At 70.5% G+C, this 16,714-nt stretch carries 15 protein-coding genes; 9 read left to right on the top strand and 6 right to left on the bottom strand.

Going from position 1 to position 16,714, the window contains the following annotated elements; translation table 11 throughout:
• Positions 1-13: 13 nt before the first annotated feature.
• A complete protein-coding gene (locus tag OHA61_RS13975) occupies positions 14-1,237 on the top strand; it encodes an amidohydrolase (RefSeq protein WP_406307352.1) in 1,224 nt (407 codons plus the stop codon).
• An 82-nt stretch (positions 1,238-1,319) separates the two neighbouring features.
• On the opposite strand, the gene OHA61_RS13970 is transcribed toward OHA61_RS13975, so the two are convergent.
• A complete protein-coding gene (locus OHA61_RS13970) occupies positions 1,320-2,324 on the bottom strand; it encodes a hypothetical protein (protein ID WP_406303323.1) in 1,005 nt (334 codons plus the stop codon).
• Positions 2,317-2,931: an RNA polymerase sigma factor gene (locus tag OHA61_RS13965; protein ID WP_406303322.1), complete on the bottom strand. Its 615-nt coding sequence runs from the start codon at positions 2,929-2,931 to the stop codon at positions 2,317-2,319. Before OHA61_RS13965 ends, OHA61_RS13970 begins: the two co-directional genes overlap by 8 nt.
• Positions 2,932-3,282: 351 nt before the next feature.
• Between OHA61_RS13965 and OHA61_RS13960 the strand changes: the two genes are divergently transcribed.
• The 7 genes from OHA61_RS13960 (at position 3,283) to OHA61_RS13930 (ending at position 10,786) form a co-directional block, all read left to right on the top strand.
• Positions 3,283-4,341 carry a BMP family protein gene (locus tag OHA61_RS13960; protein ID WP_406303321.1) on the top strand — a complete coding sequence of 353 codons (1,059 nt, stop codon included), beginning with the start codon at positions 3,283-3,285 and terminating at the stop codon, positions 4,339-4,341.
• A 256-nt stretch (positions 4,342-4,597) separates the two neighbouring features.
• Positions 4,598-6,136 carry an ABC transporter ATP-binding protein gene (locus OHA61_RS13955; protein WP_406307351.1) on the top strand — a complete coding sequence of 513 codons (1,539 nt, stop codon included), beginning with the start codon at positions 4,598-4,600 and terminating at the stop codon, positions 6,134-6,136.
• Positions 6,133-7,239 (top strand): ABC transporter permease, encoded by a 1,107-nt coding sequence (locus OHA61_RS13950; protein ID WP_406303320.1) that lies wholly within the window; start codon positions 6,133-6,135, stop codon positions 7,237-7,239. The genes OHA61_RS13955 and OHA61_RS13950 overlap by 4 nt, the downstream gene beginning before the upstream one ends.
• On the top strand, positions 7,236-8,507 hold the full coding sequence (locus tag OHA61_RS13945) for an ABC transporter permease (RefSeq protein ID WP_406303319.1): 1,272 nt from the start codon (positions 7,236-7,238) through the stop codon (positions 8,505-8,507). The genes OHA61_RS13950 and OHA61_RS13945 overlap by 4 nt, the downstream gene beginning before the upstream one ends.
• Complete coding sequence (locus OHA61_RS13940) at positions 8,504-8,905, top strand: cytidine deaminase (protein ID WP_406303318.1); 402 nt, start codon at positions 8,504-8,506, stop codon at positions 8,903-8,905. Before OHA61_RS13945 ends, OHA61_RS13940 begins: the two co-directional genes overlap by 4 nt.
• Positions 8,906-8,996: 91 nt before the next feature.
• Positions 8,997-10,274, top strand: coding sequence for a thymidine phosphorylase (locus OHA61_RS13935; RefSeq protein WP_406303317.1), 1,278 nt, complete (start codon positions 8,997-8,999; stop codon positions 10,272-10,274).
• A 194-nt stretch (positions 10,275-10,468) separates the two neighbouring features.
• On the top strand, positions 10,469-10,786 hold the full coding sequence (locus tag OHA61_RS13930; RefSeq protein WP_406303316.1) for an STAS domain-containing protein: 318 nt from the start codon (positions 10,469-10,471) through the stop codon (positions 10,784-10,786).
• A 203-nt stretch (positions 10,787-10,989) separates the two neighbouring features.
• Here the strand turns inward: OHA61_RS13930 and OHA61_RS13925 are convergent, their stop codons facing one another.
• From OHA61_RS13925 to OHA61_RS13915, 3 genes are all read right to left on the bottom strand, one after another.
• Positions 10,990-12,000 carry a sigma-70 family RNA polymerase sigma factor gene (locus tag OHA61_RS13925; protein WP_406303315.1) on the bottom strand — a complete coding sequence of 337 codons (1,011 nt, stop codon included), beginning with the start codon at positions 11,998-12,000 and terminating at the stop codon, positions 10,990-10,992.
• Positions 12,001-12,071: 71 nt separating this feature from the next.
• Complete coding sequence (locus tag OHA61_RS13920) at positions 12,072-12,701, bottom strand: L,D-transpeptidase (protein ID WP_324972814.1); 630 nt, start codon at positions 12,699-12,701, stop codon at positions 12,072-12,074.
• 193 nt (positions 12,702-12,894) lie between these two features.
• The gene (locus OHA61_RS13915) at positions 12,895-14,163 is read right to left on the bottom strand and encodes an MFS transporter (protein ID WP_406303314.1); all 1,269 of its coding nucleotides are present in this window, start codon (positions 14,161-14,163) and stop codon (positions 12,895-12,897) included.
• Positions 14,164-14,225: 62 nt separating this feature from the next.
• Here OHA61_RS13915 and OHA61_RS13910 point away from each other — a divergent pair, with 62 nt between their 5' ends.
• Entirely contained in the window at positions 14,226-15,179 is a 954-nt protein-coding gene (locus OHA61_RS13910; protein ID WP_406303313.1) for a LysR family transcriptional regulator, read from the top strand.
• Positions 15,180-15,816: 637 nt separating this feature from the next.
• Here OHA61_RS13910 and OHA61_RS13905 read toward each other — a convergent pair.
• Positions 15,817-16,497 (bottom strand): alpha/beta hydrolase, encoded by a 681-nt coding sequence (locus OHA61_RS13905; RefSeq protein ID WP_406307350.1) that lies wholly within the window; start codon positions 16,495-16,497, stop codon positions 15,817-15,819.
• Positions 16,498-16,714: the final 217 nt, after the last annotated feature.

Here is a 16,714-nt window from a genome sequence, read left to right as displayed (position 1 = left end):
GGTGAACCAACTGATGTCCCGCGAGTCCGAGGCCGACCAGCCCGGGGAAGCCGCACTGCCAGGCACGCTCTCCGAGCCGCTGCGCGACGAGCTCATCGCCTTCCGCCGCGACCTGCACATGCACCCGGAACTCGGCAACCAGGAGTTCCGCACCACCGCGGCGCTCAAGGCGCGCCTGGAGAAGGCGGGGCTGAGGCCCCGCGTGCTGTCCATCGGCACCGGGCTCATCTGTGACATCGGCAGCTGGGACGGGGTACGTCCCCTCTTCGCCATCCGTGCGGACATCGACGCGCTTCCGATTCCCGACACCAAGACAGAGGTGCCCTACCGTTCCGCCGTCCCCGGCCGGGCGCACGCCTGCGGGCACGACGTGCACACCACCGCGGTCCTCGGCGCCGGGCTCGTGCTGGCCGAGCTCGACCGGCAGGGGCTGCTGCCCCAGCCCGTCCGGCTGATCTTCCAGCCCGCCGAGGAGGTCCTGCCGGGCGGCGCGCCCGACGCCATGGAGTCCGGCGTGCTGGACGGTGTCGGCAAGATCATCGCGGTTCACTGCGACCCCCGGGTCGACGCGGGCGTCATCGGGCTGCGGCCCGGACCAATCACCTCCGCCTGCGACCGTCTGGAGGTCACACTCGACGGCCCCGGCGGCCACACCGCCCGCCCGCATCTGACCACCGACCTGGTCACGGCCGCGGCCAGGATCGTCACCGACGTTCCCGCCCTGCTCGCCCGCCGCGTCGACGCCCGCTCCGGGCTCGCCCTCACCTGGGGCCGTATCGAGTCGGGCCACGCCTGCAACGTCATCCCGCAGCACGCCGAACTGTCCGGAACCGTGCGCTGTCTGGATCTGCCGGGCTGGCGCGCAGCCCCCGACCTGGTGCACGCCGCGATCGACGAGATCGCCACGCTGCACCGGGCCAAGTCGCAGATCAACTACATCCGCGGAGTCCCGCCGGTGGTCAACGACCCGGTCGTGACCGAGCTGCTGCGCGACGCGCAGACGGCGCGCCGTGGATCAGGCGCGATCGAGGACACGGAACAGAGCCTGGGCGGCGAGGACTTCTCCTGGTACCTGGAGCACGTCCCGGGCGCGATGGCACGGCTGGGCGTGCGCACGCCCGGCGACACGACGCGCCGTGATCTGCACCGGGGTGACTTCGACGCCGACGAGCACGCGATCCAGGTCGGGGTCGAGCTCTTCACCGGGGCCGCACTGCTGGACGCCGACCGCGTCTAGGGCCTGCGTGTCCTGACCCACGGCATGCCGGCCCCGTCGCCCGCCCGTCCCGGACCCCCGTGCCGGGGCGGGCGGGAACGTCTCAGGTGCGGGCGCCGTCCTTGTCGACGACCTTCGTGGTGACCCGCGCGGCGGTGGCGAGCACCGTGCCCTTGGCCACGTAGGGGCCGCCGGAGGCCTTGCCGTCGACGTAGTAGCCCATCCCTGCGACGAGCCGGAAGCCCCGGAAGGCGAAGGTCTCCGGGTCGAACAGCACCTGGAAGGTGTTCCGCTCGTAGGAGTAGTCGCGGTAATTGCCGTCGACCGCGAGGGCCACGAGCCTCTCTTGTCCACCGTCCGGTTCGGGGCCGGCTTCCACCGTCCTGGCCCCGTCCAGTTCCCCGACGATCCGGTACAGCAGCTTCCTCTTGTCCGAGGGCACCCGGGTCGCCATCGCCAGCACCTCCGCGACCTCCTCGAAGTCACGCTGGGCCTGCGTGAGACGCCACGCGCTGGTCACACGGCTGGGAATGGACCGCTTCCGGATCATGCGGAGGGCGGCATCGGTGTCGTCCGGGAGGTCCTCCACCAGGGCGTCCGCCTGCTGAGGGGAAAGGGTGTCGCCACCTGCGTCGACCCACTCCTCGACGCCCTCGGGCGTGGCGCCCGCACCGGCACCCCGAGGCATCGGCCTACGGCCGTCGTAGCGGACCCACCCCTCTTCGTCGCGGGACTGCTCGCCGTGCAGATCGCAGGGTCGGCGGTCGGATTCGAGGTTGAGGTCGAGCCACTCCATCGAGCCGCTGCCGCTTGCTACGTAGGAGCAGTTCACCGTGCGCCACGCGGTCTTGCGGTAGATCCACTGGTCCGCCCGCGGCTTGACATCCGACGCTGCCGGCTCGTGGGGCGCGGGCAACAGCGTGGCGAGCGTCGCCACCACGGCGATCGCCGCCGCGGCGCCGATCGCCGCGAGCCACCAACCGCCCCGCAGGCGCCGCTTGGGGCGGCCGGCCTCGTCGAGGAGGCGCTGATGGCCGGGGGCGAGCCGGGCGCGGTCCGGGGTGGGTGCGTCCGCGCGGAAGTCCTTGAGCGTCCGCATCTCATCCATGGGTGACCTCCGAAGCGAAGTCGTGTACGAGGGTGGGGTCGATGTCGCCGAGCGCGGCCCGTACCTTCTTGCGCGCCCGGTTGAGCCGGGAGCGGACCGTCCCGACGGGGATGGAGAGCGCCTCGGCGACCTCCTGGTACGTCAGGTCCGCCCAGGCCACCAGCAGCAGCACGTGCCGGTCGCCGCCGGACAGGGAGCCGAGGGCGCCGGCCAGGGGCCCGTGGGCGGCCTGGGCGGTGACGCGGTCGTCGGCGTGGTCGACCCAGGACTCGGCGACCGGGTCGCGCCCGGTACGGGCCAGCGCGGCGAGGGCGCGGACTTCGGTGCGGCGCTGTTTGCCGATCAGGTTGGCAGCGATGCCGTAGAGCCACGGGCGGGCGTTGGCGCGGCCCAGGTCGTAGCGCGAGCGGGCGCGGAACGCGGCGAGGAACGTATCGGCCGTGATGTCGTCGGCGGCCGCGTCACCGAGCCGCCGGGTGGCGTACCGGTGGATGTCGGCTGCGTACCGGCTGTACAGCTCGGCGAAGACCTCGGGGCGCTCCAACGAGCTTGCTATGACGGCCGAGTCGTCATGGCCGCCGCCGGTGGTGTCCGGTGGGCCGATCACAGGGTCTCCGTCTCTGGCGGGTGTGGTCACACCCTCTGTTCCCCGCAGGCCCCCGCCGGGTTCACGCGAGCAGTCGCCCCAGCATCTCGCGTGCGTACTCCTCTGGTCCGGCCGCCCACATGGGTGGTTTCCTGGAAATGAGTTGCCCTGCCGTGTAACAGGGCCGCGCGGCGGCCCGGCGGGTGTAGCTTGCGTTCTTGAGCCGCTACCGCGCGCAAAGCTGATGGCCTGTTCGCGACGATCCGATAACGACTCATGAACAGGGCTTTAACTGACATCTACGCGCGTTACGATCGCCGCGAAACCAGCGCCGGAACTGGCGCTTTCGGTCAGGTTTTAAGGAGCCCCTCAGTGCGCCGGATCACCAGGATCGCCACCGTGGGCATCGCGTCCGCGGCTCTCGCGCTGTCCGTCACCGCGTGTGGCGGCAATTCGTCTTCGTCTTCGTCTTCCGAGTCCAGCGCGGGCAATGGCGGCAAGGCCGCCCTCGCGTACGACATCGGCGGCCGTGGCGACCAGTCCTTCAACGACGCCGCCTACGCCGGCCTGGCGAAGGCCGAGAAGGAACTCGGTACCAAGGGCACCGAGGCCGAGCCCACCGAGGGTGAGGGTGACCCGGACAAGGTCTCGCGCCTCACGTCGCTGGCCCGCGCCGGCAACAACCCGGTGATCGGTGTCGGCTTCGCCTACGCCCCCGCCATCGCCCAGGTCGCGCCGAAGTTCCCGAACACCACCTTCGGCCTCATCGACGACACCTCCAAGACCGGCAAGAACATCGCCAACCTGGTCTTCAACGAGGAGCAGGGGTCCTACCTGGCCGGCGTCGCCGCCGCCAAGGTGACCAAGTCGAACATCGTCGGCTTCATCGGCGGCGTCGAGACCCCGCTGATCAAGAAGTTCGAGGCGGGCTACGTCCAGGGCGTCAAGGACACCAAGAAGAACGTCACCGTCAAGGTCCAGTACCTGACGCAGCCGCCGGACTTCGGTGGCTTCTCGAAGCCCGACCTGGGCAAGGCCGCCGCGCAGGGCCAGCTCGACGCAGGCGCCGACGTGATCTACGCCGCCGCCGGTCTGGCGGGCTCGGGCGCGATCGAGGCCACGTCCAAGGCCGGCAAGTGGGCCATCGGTGTCGACTCCGACCAGTACAACCAGAAGGGCCTCGCGGCCTACAAGGCCTCCATCCTCACCTCGGTGACCAAGGATGTCGAGCTCGCCGTGTTCAACGTGATCAAGTCGGTCAAGGACGGCAAGCCGCAGACCGGTGAGGTCCGCTACGGCCTCGCCACAAACGGCGTGGGCCTGGCCGCCTCGAACCCGGCCTACACCAAGATGACCGACGTGACCGCAGCGGTGGAGAAGGCCAAGGCCGCCATCACCGCCGGCACGATCAAGGTCAAGACCGCTCCGTAATCGCGGGCACGCCAAGACCGAAGGCACGCGGGTCCGGAGACGGCGGCACACAGCCGCCCCTCCGGGCCCCGGCCCGGGTTTTGGCCATCGGTTTTTGTTATTCGGCTGCGCTACGCGCGTAGAGCGCGCTGGGACGCGATAGCTTCGCCCCACCCCCTGCCCGTATTTCCGCAGCCTGTCCCGCCTGCCCTCCAGGCACCTTTCCCGCCAAGGAGAGTGCGTCATCAACGCGTCCAGCCCTCCTGCCGCCGTAGAACTGCGCGGCATCACCAAGCGCTTCCCCGGCGTCGTCGCCAACCACGACATCGACATCACCGTCCGCAAGGGCACCGTGCACGCCCTCGTCGGTGAGAACGGTGCCGGCAAGTCGACCCTGATGAAGATCCTTTACGGCATGCAGAAGCCGGACGAGGGCACCATCACCGTCGACGGCGCCCAGGTCACCTTCTCCAGCCCGGCCGACGCCATCGCGCGCGGCATCGGCATGGTCCACCAGCACTTCATGCTGGCCGACAACCTCACCGTGCTGGAGAACGTGGTTCTCGGCGGCGAGAAGCTCTACGGCATCGGTGCCCGGGCGCGTAAGAAGATCCAGGAGATCTCGGACGCGTACGGCCTGAACGTGCGTCCCGACGCCCTGGTCGAGAACCTCGGTGTCGCCGACCGCCAGCGCGTGGAGATCCTCAAGGTCCTCTACCGCGGTGTCCACACCCTGATCCTCGACGAGCCCACCGCCGTGCTCGTCCCGCAGGAGGTCGACGCGCTCTTCGACAACCTGCGCGACCTCAAGGCCGAGGGCCTCACGGTCATCTTCATCTCGCACAAGCTGGGCGAGGTCCTGAGGGTCGCCGACGAGATCACGGTCATCCGCCGCGGTACGACGGTCGGCACCGCCGACCCGCACAGCACCACCACGAAGCAGCTCGCCGAGCTGATGGTCGGCAGCGAGCTGCCCTCGCCGGAGACCCGTGAGTCGACGGTGACGGACGTGCCGATGCTGCAGGTCTCCGACCTGAAGCTGACCGTGACCGACCCCGACGGCGTCGTCCGCGAGGTCCTCGCGGGCATCAACTTCACCATTCACAAGGGCGAGGTGCTGGGTGTCGCCGGTGTCGAGGGCAACGGCCAGACCGAGCTCATCGAGGCCCTGATCGGGATGCGCATCCCCGACGGCGGTGTCATCACGCTCGACACCGACGACATCTCGCACGCGCCGACCCGTAAGCGCCGCGAGGGCGGCATCGGCTACATCCCCGAGGACCGCCACCGGCACGGTCTGCTCCTGGAGTCCTCGCTCTGGGAGAACCGCATCCTCGGCCATGTCACCGAGGAGCCCAACAGCAAGCGGGGCCTGCTCGACCTCAAGGGGGCCCGTAAGGACACCGAGCGGATCGTGCGCGAGTACGACGTGCGCACCCCCGGCATCGAGGTCACCGCGGCCTCTCTCTCCGGCGGCAACCAGCAAAAGCTGATCGTCGGCCGCGAGATGAGCCACAACCCCAAGCTGCTGATCGCCGCGCACCCCACCCGTGGCGTGGACGTGGGCGCGCAGGCGGCGATCTGGGACCAGATCCGCGAGGCGCGCCGCGAGGGCCTCGCGGTGCTGCTGATCTCCGCCGACCTGGACGAGCTCATCGGGCTCTCCGACACCCTGCGGGTGATGTACCGGGGCCGGCTGGTCGCGGACGCCGACCCCGCCACGATCACCCCGGAGGAGCTGGGCTCGGCCATGACCGGAGCTGCCACCGGCCACCTCGAAGCACACGAGCAGCCTGAGAACGGTGAGGGCCGATGAAGAAGTTCGACAAGGAACGGCTGCTGCTGGGCCTCGCCGGCCCGGCGCTCGCGCTGGTCGTGGCCTTCGTGCTCACCTCGGTGGTGCTGCTCGTCTCGGACCGTGATCCGATCGAGCCGTACCAAATCATGTACGACACGGCCCAGTTCACCGACGTACAGGTCAACATCGTCAATACGACCGGTACGTACTACCTGGCCGCACTCGCCGTCGCCATCGGCTTCCGGATGAATCTGTTCAACATCGGTGTGGACGGTCAGTACCGCCTTGCGGTGATGCTCGCGGCCGTCGTCGGTGCCAACGTCGATCTGCCGGGCCCGATCCACATCCTGCTGATCGTGCTCGTCGCCATGGGCGTCGGAGCCATCTGGGCGGGTATCGCGGGTGTCCTGAAGACCACCCGCGGGGTCAGCGAGGTCGTCTCCACGATCATGCTGAACGCAATCGCCACCAGCCTGATCGCCTGGATGATCCTGCCCGCCAACCTCGGTGTGCAGCTGCCCGGTTCCAACGACCTGACCACCGGAGAGATCCCCGAGTCCGGCTGGTTCCCGGGCGTGGACGTCGACGGCGGAACCATCTACGGCTTCACCTTCGTCGCCTTCGCGCTGGGCATCGTCTACTGGTTCGCGCTCAACCGCACCCGCTTCGGCTTCGACCTGCGCGCCACCGGCGCCAGCGAGTCCGCCGCCCAGGCGAGCGGCGTCGACGCCAAGAAGATGATCCTCACCGCCATGCTGATCTCCGGCGCGGTCGCCGGCCTCGCGGGCCTGCCGCTGCTGCTGGGCGACACCCACACGTACAGCCTGAGCTTCCCGGTCGGTGTCGGCTTCACGGGCATCACCATCGCCCTGCTCGGGCGCAACAACCCGATCGGCATCTTCTTCGCCGCACTGCTCCTCTCGTTCCTGGACAAGGCCTCCGCCGAGCTGGACCAGCACGGCTACGAGAAGGAGATCGCCACGATCATGCAGGGCCTGATCGTGATCGCGGTCGTCGTGTCCTACGAGGTCGTGCGCCAGTACGGACTTCGCCGACAGCAGCAGAAGGTCGGCGAGGAGCTTGCCGCGCAGGCCAAGAAGAGTGAGGAGGTCGCGGCATGAGCGAGTCCACGAGCACCGTCTCGATGGTGTCCACCGCGCCCAAGAAGGGCGGCGGACGCCGCAAGCTGTCCCTGCCCGTGATCCTGCTGATCATCGCGGGCGGCCTCGCGCTGTTCTCGCTGGTCCGGGTGATCAGTGGTGCCAACGACCTCACCTCCGTCGGCCAGGTCGCCGGAGCCCTCCAACTGGCCGTGCCGATCGGCCTCGCCGGACTCGGCGGTCTGTGGGCCGAGCGCGCGGGTGTGGTCAACATCGGCCTCGAGGGCATGATGATCCTCGGTACCTGGTTCGGTGCCTGGGCGGGCTACCAGTGGGGCCCGTGGACCGGTGTCCTGATGGGCATCGTCGGCGGTGCGCTCGGCGGTCTGCTGCACGCGGTCATGACGGTCACGTTCAACGTCAACCACATCGTCTCCGGTGTGGCCGTCAACATCCTGGCCGTCGGCTTCACCCGCTATGTATCGAACTTCACCTTCGCCGAGGCCGAGGGCGGCTCCTCCAAGCAGTCCCCGCGCATCGACCAGATCTACGACATCACCATTCCGGGACTCTCGGACTGGCTGGCGGACCTGCAGGCCAGGCACTGGTTCTTCATCTCCGACCTGGCCGGTGCGATCGGCGGTCTGGTGACCAACCTGTCGCTGCTGACCATCGTGGCGCTCCTGCTGGTCCCGGGGACCTGGTGGGTGCTGTGGCGCACATCCTTCGGTCTGCGGCTGCGGTCCTGTGGTGAGAACCCCGTCGCCGCCGAGTCCCTCGGCGTCAACGTCTACAAGTACAAGTACATCGCCGTCCTCGTTTCCGGTGGCCTGGCCGGACTCGGCGGTGCCTTCCTCGCCATCGTCTCCACCGGTATCTACCAGGAGGGCCAGACCGGCGGCCGCGGTTACATCGGTCTCGCCGCGATGATCTTCGGTAACTGGATGCCCGGTGGCATGGCGCTGGGCGCCGGACTCTTCGGCTTCACCGACAGCCTCAAGCTGCGCGGCGGCGCCGAGAACGTCCACGCCATGCTGCTCCTGCTGGCGATCCTGCTCGTGCTGGCGTTCGCCTGGCAGCTGTACAAGAGCAAGCACTGGCAGGCCGCGATCTGCCTCTTCGTCGCCGCGGGCCTGTACGCCTGGTACGCACTGACCGACGCGCTGCCCAGCCAGTTCGTGGACGCCGCGCCGTATGTCACCACGCTGCTGGTCCTGGCGCTGTCCGCGCAGCGGCTGCGGCCGCCCAAGGCCGACGGCCTGCCGTACAAGAGGGGCCAGGGCAAGTGAGAGACGCCGACCGGGAGTTCGACTGGGACGCGCTGCGCGAGCTGGCGCGCGAGGCGATGTCGCATGCGTACGCCCCCTATTCGACCTACCCGGTCGGCGTGGCCGCGCGCGTCGACGACGGCCGCACGGTGATCGGCTGCAACGTCGAGAACGCCTCGTACGGGCTCAGCCTGTGCGCGGAGTGCGGCCTCGTCTCCCAGCTGCAGGCCACCGGCGGCGGCCGGCTGACCCACTTCACCTGCGTGGACGGCCGCGGCGAGATCCTGGTGCCGTGCGGCAGATGCCGTCAGCTGCTGTACGAATTCGGCGGCCCCGAGCTGCTGGTGGAGACCCCGGCAGGGGTACTCCCACTCTCCGAGATGCTTCCGCAGGCCTTCGGCCCCGGGCATCTGGGGTAGTCCCTCGGCCCTTCCGCTCCAGCGGAAGGGCCGTTCCCCTACGCTTTCTCTATGCGCGTAGAGCGACTCTGAGCCACTCTGGAGGAATTCCATGGACGTCATCTCCGTCATCCGCACCAAGCGGGACCGGGGCGAGCTGAGCCCCGAGCAGATCGACTGGGTCATCGACGCCTACACGCGCGGTGAGGTCGCCGACGAGCAGATGTCGGCGCTGGCGATGGCGATCCTCCTGAACGGCATGAACCGCACGGAGATCGCCCGCTGGACCGCCGCGATGATCGCCTCCGGCGAGCGCATGAACTTCGACGCGCTCTCCCGCCCCACCGCCGACAAGCACTCCACCGGCGGCGTCGGCGACAAGATCACGCTGCCGCTCGCGCCGCTCGTCGCCGCGTGCGGCGCCGCCGTACCGCAGCTGTCCGGCCGCGGCCTCGGCCACACCGGCGGCACCCTCGACAAGCTGGAGTCCATCCCCGGCTGGCGCGCACTGCTCTCCAACGAGGAGATGCTGCACGTCCTGGACACCACCGGCGCGGTGATCTGCGCCGCCGGCGACGGCCTGGCTCCCGCGGACAAGAAGCTCTACGCGCTGCGCGATGTCACGGGCACCGTCGAGGCCATCCCGCTGATCGCCTCCTCGATCATGTCCAAGAAGATCGCCGAGGGCACCGGCTCCCTGGTCCTGGACGTCAAGGTCGGCACCGGCGCCTTCATGAAGACCATCGAGGACGCCCGCGAACTGGCCTCCACCATGGTCGCGCTGGGCACCGACAGCGGGGTCAGGACCGTCGCGCTGCTCACCGACATGTCCACCCCGCTCGGCCTCACCGCGGGCAACGCCCTGGAGGTCCGCGAGTCCGTCGAGGTCCTGGCGGGCGGCGGCCCCGCCGATGTCGTCGAGCTGACCCTGGCGCTGGCCCGCGAAATGCTGGAAGCGGCCGGTATCAAGGACGCGGACCCGGCAAAGGCCCTGGCCGACGGCTCCGCGATGGACGTCTGGCGCCGCATGATCGCGGCCCAGGGCGGCGACCCCGACGCCACGCTCCCGGTCGCCCGCGAGCAGCATGTGGTGACCGCACCCGCCTCCGGTGTGCTCACCCGTCTCGACGCGTACGGCGTCGGCATCGCCGCCTGGCGCCTGGGTGCGGGCCGCGCGCGCAAGGAGGACCCGGTGCAGGCCGGCGCGGGCGTGGAGCTGCACGCCAAGCCGGGCGAGCAGGTGACGGCGGGGCAGCCGCTGATGACCCTGCACACCGACACCCCTTCGAAGTTCGACTACGCGCTGGACTCGCTGAAGTCGGCGTACGACATCGCACCGGCGGGCACGGAGTTCACCGCGAACCCGATCGTGCTGGACCGTATCGCCTGACGCATTGTCAGTACGCGAACGAGTACGGGAACGAGAACGGGAACGGGACCGGCGGCGCGAGCCACCGGTCCCGTTTTCGTGCCGGAAGGCGACGATCCGATGAGATTCGCCCCGCCGGGCGGTCCACAGAGCAGGGCATATCCGCCCCTGCGAGGGACGGGAAGGTGGGTCATGGGCGCAGACCGGGTATCGCGATGAGTTCCGGCCGCAGGGACAGTCCCTTCGGTGTGGACGCCACGCAGCCCGTCGTCGTGCGTATCGCCGGGAGAGTGACACCGGCCGATGTGCCGCGCCTGTGCGAGGAGTTGGCCGCGCGGCTCATCCACAGCGATGCCACCGAGGTGATCTGTGACGTCGGCGAACTCACCCATGCCGACCTGGCCGCCGTGAACGCTCTTGCCCGGCTGCAGCTCACCGCCCGGCGACGGGGGTGCCGGATCCGGCTGCACGACGCCCGGCCCGAGCTGCGGGCGCTCCTCGATCTGGTGGGCTTCGGCGAGGCCGTCGTCTGACCGCGGGCCGAGGGCCTGTCGTTCGGATCTTGCCGGGCTCGCGTGCCCTGGCACGCACTCCCCCGTAGCCCTTCGGGCACGGGAGGTGCCCCCATGCCGCGTTGTCGTCAGTCGCCGACGCTCCGCGTCGGCTCCTTCCTCCGCCTTGCGATCGCACGCACCAGACCCCGCTCACTGACCCGGCCTTATCCGAACGACAGGCCCTAACCCGTCGCCCCGCCCGTGGGCGAGCCCTCCTTGTCCAGCAGCGGCGGCAGCTCGAAGAGCGGGAACCAGCGCTTGGTGTCCAGGAAGAAGTCCATCCCGCCGATCATGCCGTTCCTGATCTCCAGGACGATGAGCGCCCATGGCTCGTACCCCTCGCCGCTCTGGCTCGGGTGGTAGTGCGCGAAGGCCGGGGAGCCGTTGGCCACGGTCGGGACCAGCTTCGAGCCCCGGCAGACCTCACCGACGCCGAGCATCCAGCCCACGATGTCGTCATGGCCTCGCAGCCACAGGTCGTAGGGCGGCATGGACATGGTCGCGTCTTCGTGGAGCAGCGCCGTCAGCGCCTTCATGTCGTACCCCTCGAAGGCCGCGACATAGCGGTCGAGGAGCTTTCGCTGCTCCTCGTCGAGCGGGTCGGCAGCGTCCGTCGTGGCCGGCTCCGACTCGGCGAGCGTCGCCCGCGCCCGCTGCAGCGCGCTGTTGACGGAGGCGACCGAGGTGGACAGCAGCTCCGCCACCTCGCTCGCCTTCCAGGCCAGCACCTCCCGCAGGATCAGCACCGCCCGCTGCTTGGGCGGCAGATGCTGCAGCGCCGCGACGAACGCCAGCCGGATCGTCTCCCGCTCGACCGCCGTCTCGGCCGGGTCGGCGACCGAGGGCAGCACCCGCCCGTCGGGCACCGGCTCCAGCCAGGTGATCTCCGGACGGGAGGTGAGCTGTGCCTGGGCCACAGGGGTGGGTGCTGTGAGATCCATCGGGCGGGCCCGGCGGTTGCCGGCATTGAGCATGTCCAGACAGACGTTCGTCGCGATGCGGTAGAGCCAGGAGCGCAGGGACGAGCGCCCCTCGAACTTCTCGAAATTGCGCCAGGCCCGGACCATTGTGTCCTGGACGGCGTCCTCCGCCTCGAAGGCGGAGCCCAGCATGCGATAGCAGTAACCCGTCAGCTCGCGCCGGTACTGCTCAAGCCGGGAATCGAGATCCTTCGTCGTTGCCAGATCACTCATCGGGTCATCCACCCCTGTCGCCCATCGGCACCAGCCCTTCGGAACCTACAGGAGGGGACTGACAGTGGGGGTCAGGTTCCGGGCTTGCGCCCGTAGACGTAGACGTCGTCGCCGTTTCTCAGCAGGTTCCAGTATGCCTTCGCGTCCGCGGGCCGCATGTTCACACAACCGCCGGAGCCCGGCGGGTTGTACATGGACTTCGTGGTGGAGTGGAATGCCTGTCCGCCGTCGAAGAACTGCGAGTACGGCATCCGTACGTTGTAGAGCGTCGACCAGTGGTCGATGCTCCGCCAGTAGATCTTCTTGGCGCCGGTCCGCGTCTCGGTGCCGTCCTTGCCCGTACGCACCGGCACCGGGCCGTACTTCAGCTTCGCGCCGTCCTGGATCCAGGTCAGCTGGCGCGTGAGGTCCACGCACGCGATACGGCCCTTGTTGACCGGGCACTTGCCCGCCTTGTTGGGCGTCTTTCCGGCCGCCCGCTGCTGGAGGATCGTGTTCATGGTGCGCCAGGTGATCACGCCCGCGTAGCCGATGGCCGGCTTGATGCCGTGCCAGCCCTGGAAGGTCTGGATCGCCTTGCAGTCGGCCGCCGACTGCTTTCCGTCCACCGGGCGGCCCAGGAACTTCTCCACCTGCCTCTGATACGGGCCCGTGGACGTCGTGCACGAGGCCGCGTGCGCGGGCGCGCTGCCGAGTGCCATCGTCAGCGGGACCACGAGCCCGGTCAGTCCGAGCGCTATCCCCGCGCGTCTCCCGTTCGTGTTCGTCACAGCCACCAACTCCCCTTCGCCGTCTGTCGGTTTGACACGCGTCGGGGAGTTGGAGTTGTACGGATTCTCTATGGAATCTCAGTGCATGTCGGCGCCGGGGTCGGTGCCGGGACAATCGCTTGGTTCAGCGGCGGGCCGTGGCGAGGAGCAGCCGGTGTTCGGCGCGGGCCACCCGGGTCCCGTACAGCGTGATCGACACGACGCCGAGCACCGCGAGCAGACCGAGCAGGACCGTGCCCGCCCAGCCGCCGGAGTGGAAGGCGATCGCGCCGAGCGTGCCGCCCGCGCTGCTGCCCAGGTAGTACGCGGACTGGTAGAGCGCGGAGGCCTGGGCGCGGCCCGTCTTCGCGGTACGGCTCACCTCGGAGGAGGCGACCGCGTGGCCCGCGAAGAAGCCCGCGGTGATCAGGACCAGGCCCAGCAGTACGGCGGGCAGCGAGTCCGCCAGCGACAGCAGCAGGCCCGCGGCGGTGGTGGTGACCGCGAGATACAGCGCCCCGCGGCGGCCCATGCGGGCGACCAGCGTGCCCGCGGCGGCCGACGACACCGTACCGACGAGGTAGACCAGGAAGATCGAGCCGATGACGCCCTGCGGGAGAGAGAACGGCGCCTCGACCAGCCGGTAGCCGATCACCGTGTAGACCGCGCCGAAGACGGTCATGAACAGCGCGCCGATCGCGTACAGCCGCAGCAGCAGCGGGTTGGCGAGATGGCCGCGGACGCTCTTCGCGAGCGCCTTCGGACTCAGCGAACCGGGCGTGAAATGACGGGCCTTGGGGAGCAGCGCGCGGAAGACCAGCGCGCACACCACCGCCATCAGGCCGACCGCGGCGAGCGCCGCGCGCCAGCCCCAGAGCTGGGCCACCCAGCCGGTGACGATACGGCCGCTCATGCCGCCGATGCTGTTGCCCGCGACGAACAGGCCGATCGCGGCGACCAGTGCCTTGGGGCGTACCTCCTCCGCCAGATACGCCATCGCCGAGGCCGGCAGACCTGCGAGCGCCGCACCCTGCACGGCGCGCAGTGCCACCAGCCACTCAAGGCTCGGCGCGAACGGCACGAGCAGTCCGACCACGACGGCGACCGCGAGCGAGGCGGTCATCACCCAGCGCCGCCCGAAGCGCTCGGACAGTGCGCTCATCGGCAGTACGCACAGGGCCAGCGCGCCCGTCGCGGCGGAGACCGTCCAGCTGGCGGCGCTCGCGCTCACGCCGAAGGAGGCGGAGACGGCGGGCAGCAGCGCCTGGGTGGAGTAGAGGAGGGCGAACGTGGCCACTCCGGCGGCGAAGAGCGCGAAGCTCATGCGGCGGTAGCCGGGGGAGGAGGGCGTCAGGCGGTCGTCGGTGGGGGCGTCCACGGGGATGGTGGACGCCTTGGTACTGGCGGGAGACATGCTTCGAACGTAGGCCGCGATATTTCATGCGTCCAATGCACGGAATGGCGATAATCGTTCCCATGGTGCATCAACACAGCTCACAGGCGCGGCTGTCACCGAGTAGTTACGAAGAAGACATCGCGCTGCTGCTCGCTCCCCGGCTCGCGTACTTTGCCGGGGTGGCCCGGCACGAGCATGTGACGCGGGCCGCGCAGGAGATGGGGGTGCCGCAGTCGACGCTCTCGCGGGCGATCGTGCGCCTCGAACAGGACCTGGGGGTCGTGCTGTTCGCCCGCAGGGGCCGCACCGTCTCACTGACGCCGGCGGGCCGGACCTTCCTCACGTCCGTGGAGCGCGCGCTCGCGGAGGTGGAACGGGCGGCGGAGTCGGTCCAGGCGGACGCGGATCCGGCGTCCGGGAAGGTGGCCTTCGGCTTCCTCCACACGATGGGTTCCGAGACCGTGCCCGGCCTGATCCGGGCCTTCAGGGCCGACCACCCGCGCATCCGCTTCACCCTCGTCCAGAACTACGGCGAGGCGATGATCGAGCGCCTGCGGGCCGGGGAGCTCGACCTGTGCCTGACCTCACCGGTCCCGGACGCACCGGACCTGGTGGCCCGCCGCCTCGACGAGCAGCGCCTGCGGCTGGTGGTCCCGGACGACCACCGCCTGGCCGCCCGCAAGCGGATCCGCCTGGCCGAAGCGGCCGACGAAACCTTCGTCACCCTGGAGCCGGGCTACGGCCTGCGGCGCATCACCGACGACCTGTGCGCGGAGGCGGGCTTCACCCCGCGCGTCGCCTTCGAGGGCGAGGAGGCGGAAACCCTGCGCGGCCTGGTCGCGGCGGGCCTGGGCGTGGCCCTGCTCCCACCCCCGGCGGTGGCCCGCCCGGGAGTGGTCGAACTGACGGTGACGTCCCCGCGGGCGGCCCGCGAAATCGGCGTGGCCTGGCTGGACGGCCAGGTGGACACGGCACCGGTGGCGGCGTTCAAGAGGTTCCTGCTGTCCCGCCGGGGCCATCTGCTGCCGGACTGACGTCCGGGGGTTGTTCCCCACCCGCCCGCCCCTTGGAATACGGGGGTACGGGGTACCCCTTGCCCCGGAGCGCCGCAGCTTCGCGCCCGGCAGCCAGGGGCGCGTCGGCGGGGCAGCTGCGCTGCGTGGCCGCAGCTTCCCCCGGTGGGTGGCCAGGGCTTCGCCCGGCGAATTGGCCAGGGCCCCGGGGCCAGGCTGCGGGGCGGGTTCGCGCTGCACGAGCCCCCGTCCGTGCCGCGAGCCGAGTCGGGCCCGTTCCCGGGGCGGGCAGTACCCCGTGCTGGTACGGGCGCCTGAGCAAATGCGACGCCCGCCGGGGGCCGCAGCCGCGCGGCGGCGGGCGGCCAGGGCTTCGCCCGGCCGAAAGGCCCGGTGCGCGGGCGGCGCGGCAGCTCCGCGCTCGGCGCGACTAAGGACCGCCCTGCGGGGAGGGGGCGCGCGCGCTCCGCCCGCGCGGTCGGCAGGCAGGCCCAGGGGCGGCGGGGCCGCGAGGGCGTCGGCGGGGCAGCTGCGCTGCGTGGCCGCAGCTTCGCGCGGTGGGCGGCCAGGGTTTCGGCCCGGGCGAAGCCCCGAGCCCGGGCGGCGCGGACCTGGGTGCACCCCGTGCCGACGCCTGCGCGGTCGGCAGGGGCTCGGGTCAGCTGCGCAGCGAGCGGCCGAAGCCTGCCGCCAGCGGCATGCGCAGGCCCAGGGGCGGCGGGGCCGCCAGGGCGTCGGCCACCGGGCGGGCGTAGGTGCGGGTGAACAGGGCGCCCAGGACGAAGTCCGCTGCCAGCGCCAGGACTTCCTCGTGGTGCTGGCGCAGCGCATGACCGTCCGAGTGGACCTCGAAGCGGCACGTGTCGCGGTTCGACTTCTTCGCGCGTTCCGCCAGGCGGTAGGAGAGCTCCGGGTCCGTACGCGCGTCGTTCGTGCCGTGCACGATCATCACCTGGCGGCCCACCAGCTGTTTCACCGGCTCCGGCGTGGCCGCCACATCGTCCTCCGGCAGCCAGGGAGCCATCGCCAGCACCGAGTTGACCGCCGGGTGGCCCGCCGCCCGGAGGGCTGCCCGGCCGCCCATGCCGTGGCCCGCGAGGCAGACGGGGACGTCGCCGTAGCGCCGTACCACCTCGTCCACCGCCCATGTCGCGTCCGCCGCCAGGTGCGCGTCCGGGCCGTTCCAGCCGCGGCAGCGGTAGTGGACCGCGTGCACCGCCAGGCCGTCCGTGCGGCCCGCGCGGGCCAGCGTGCGGCCCAGCGGGAGCGCCGCCGCGTACGACAGCGGTGAGGGACGGCGTACTGACTCCGGTTCGCCGTCAGGGAGCAGCAGCACCACCCCGCCCACCGCCGAGTCCGTGCCGAACGCGCGTCCGCCGGCCGGCCTGCCCAGCCGCGCACTCGGCGGCGTCCGGCTCACTCGCGCTCCCCTTGCCACCGTCGCTGCCGCCGCGCCTTCCGGACGCCCCCACCAAAGGGGCAGTGCGTGGTCTGCCATGGCAGAACAGTCTCAGAAGGACAGGTGTACTCCACCCGTACGCACGGTCACTGTTACG

The organism is Streptomyces sp. NBC_00885 (assembly GCF_045207475.1).
Classification (GTDB): Bacteria; Actinomycetota; Actinomycetes; order Streptomycetales; family Streptomycetaceae; genus Streptomyces.
Note: the sequence above shows the minus strand (reverse complement) of the source record. Positions and strands in the feature narration are given on the sequence as shown.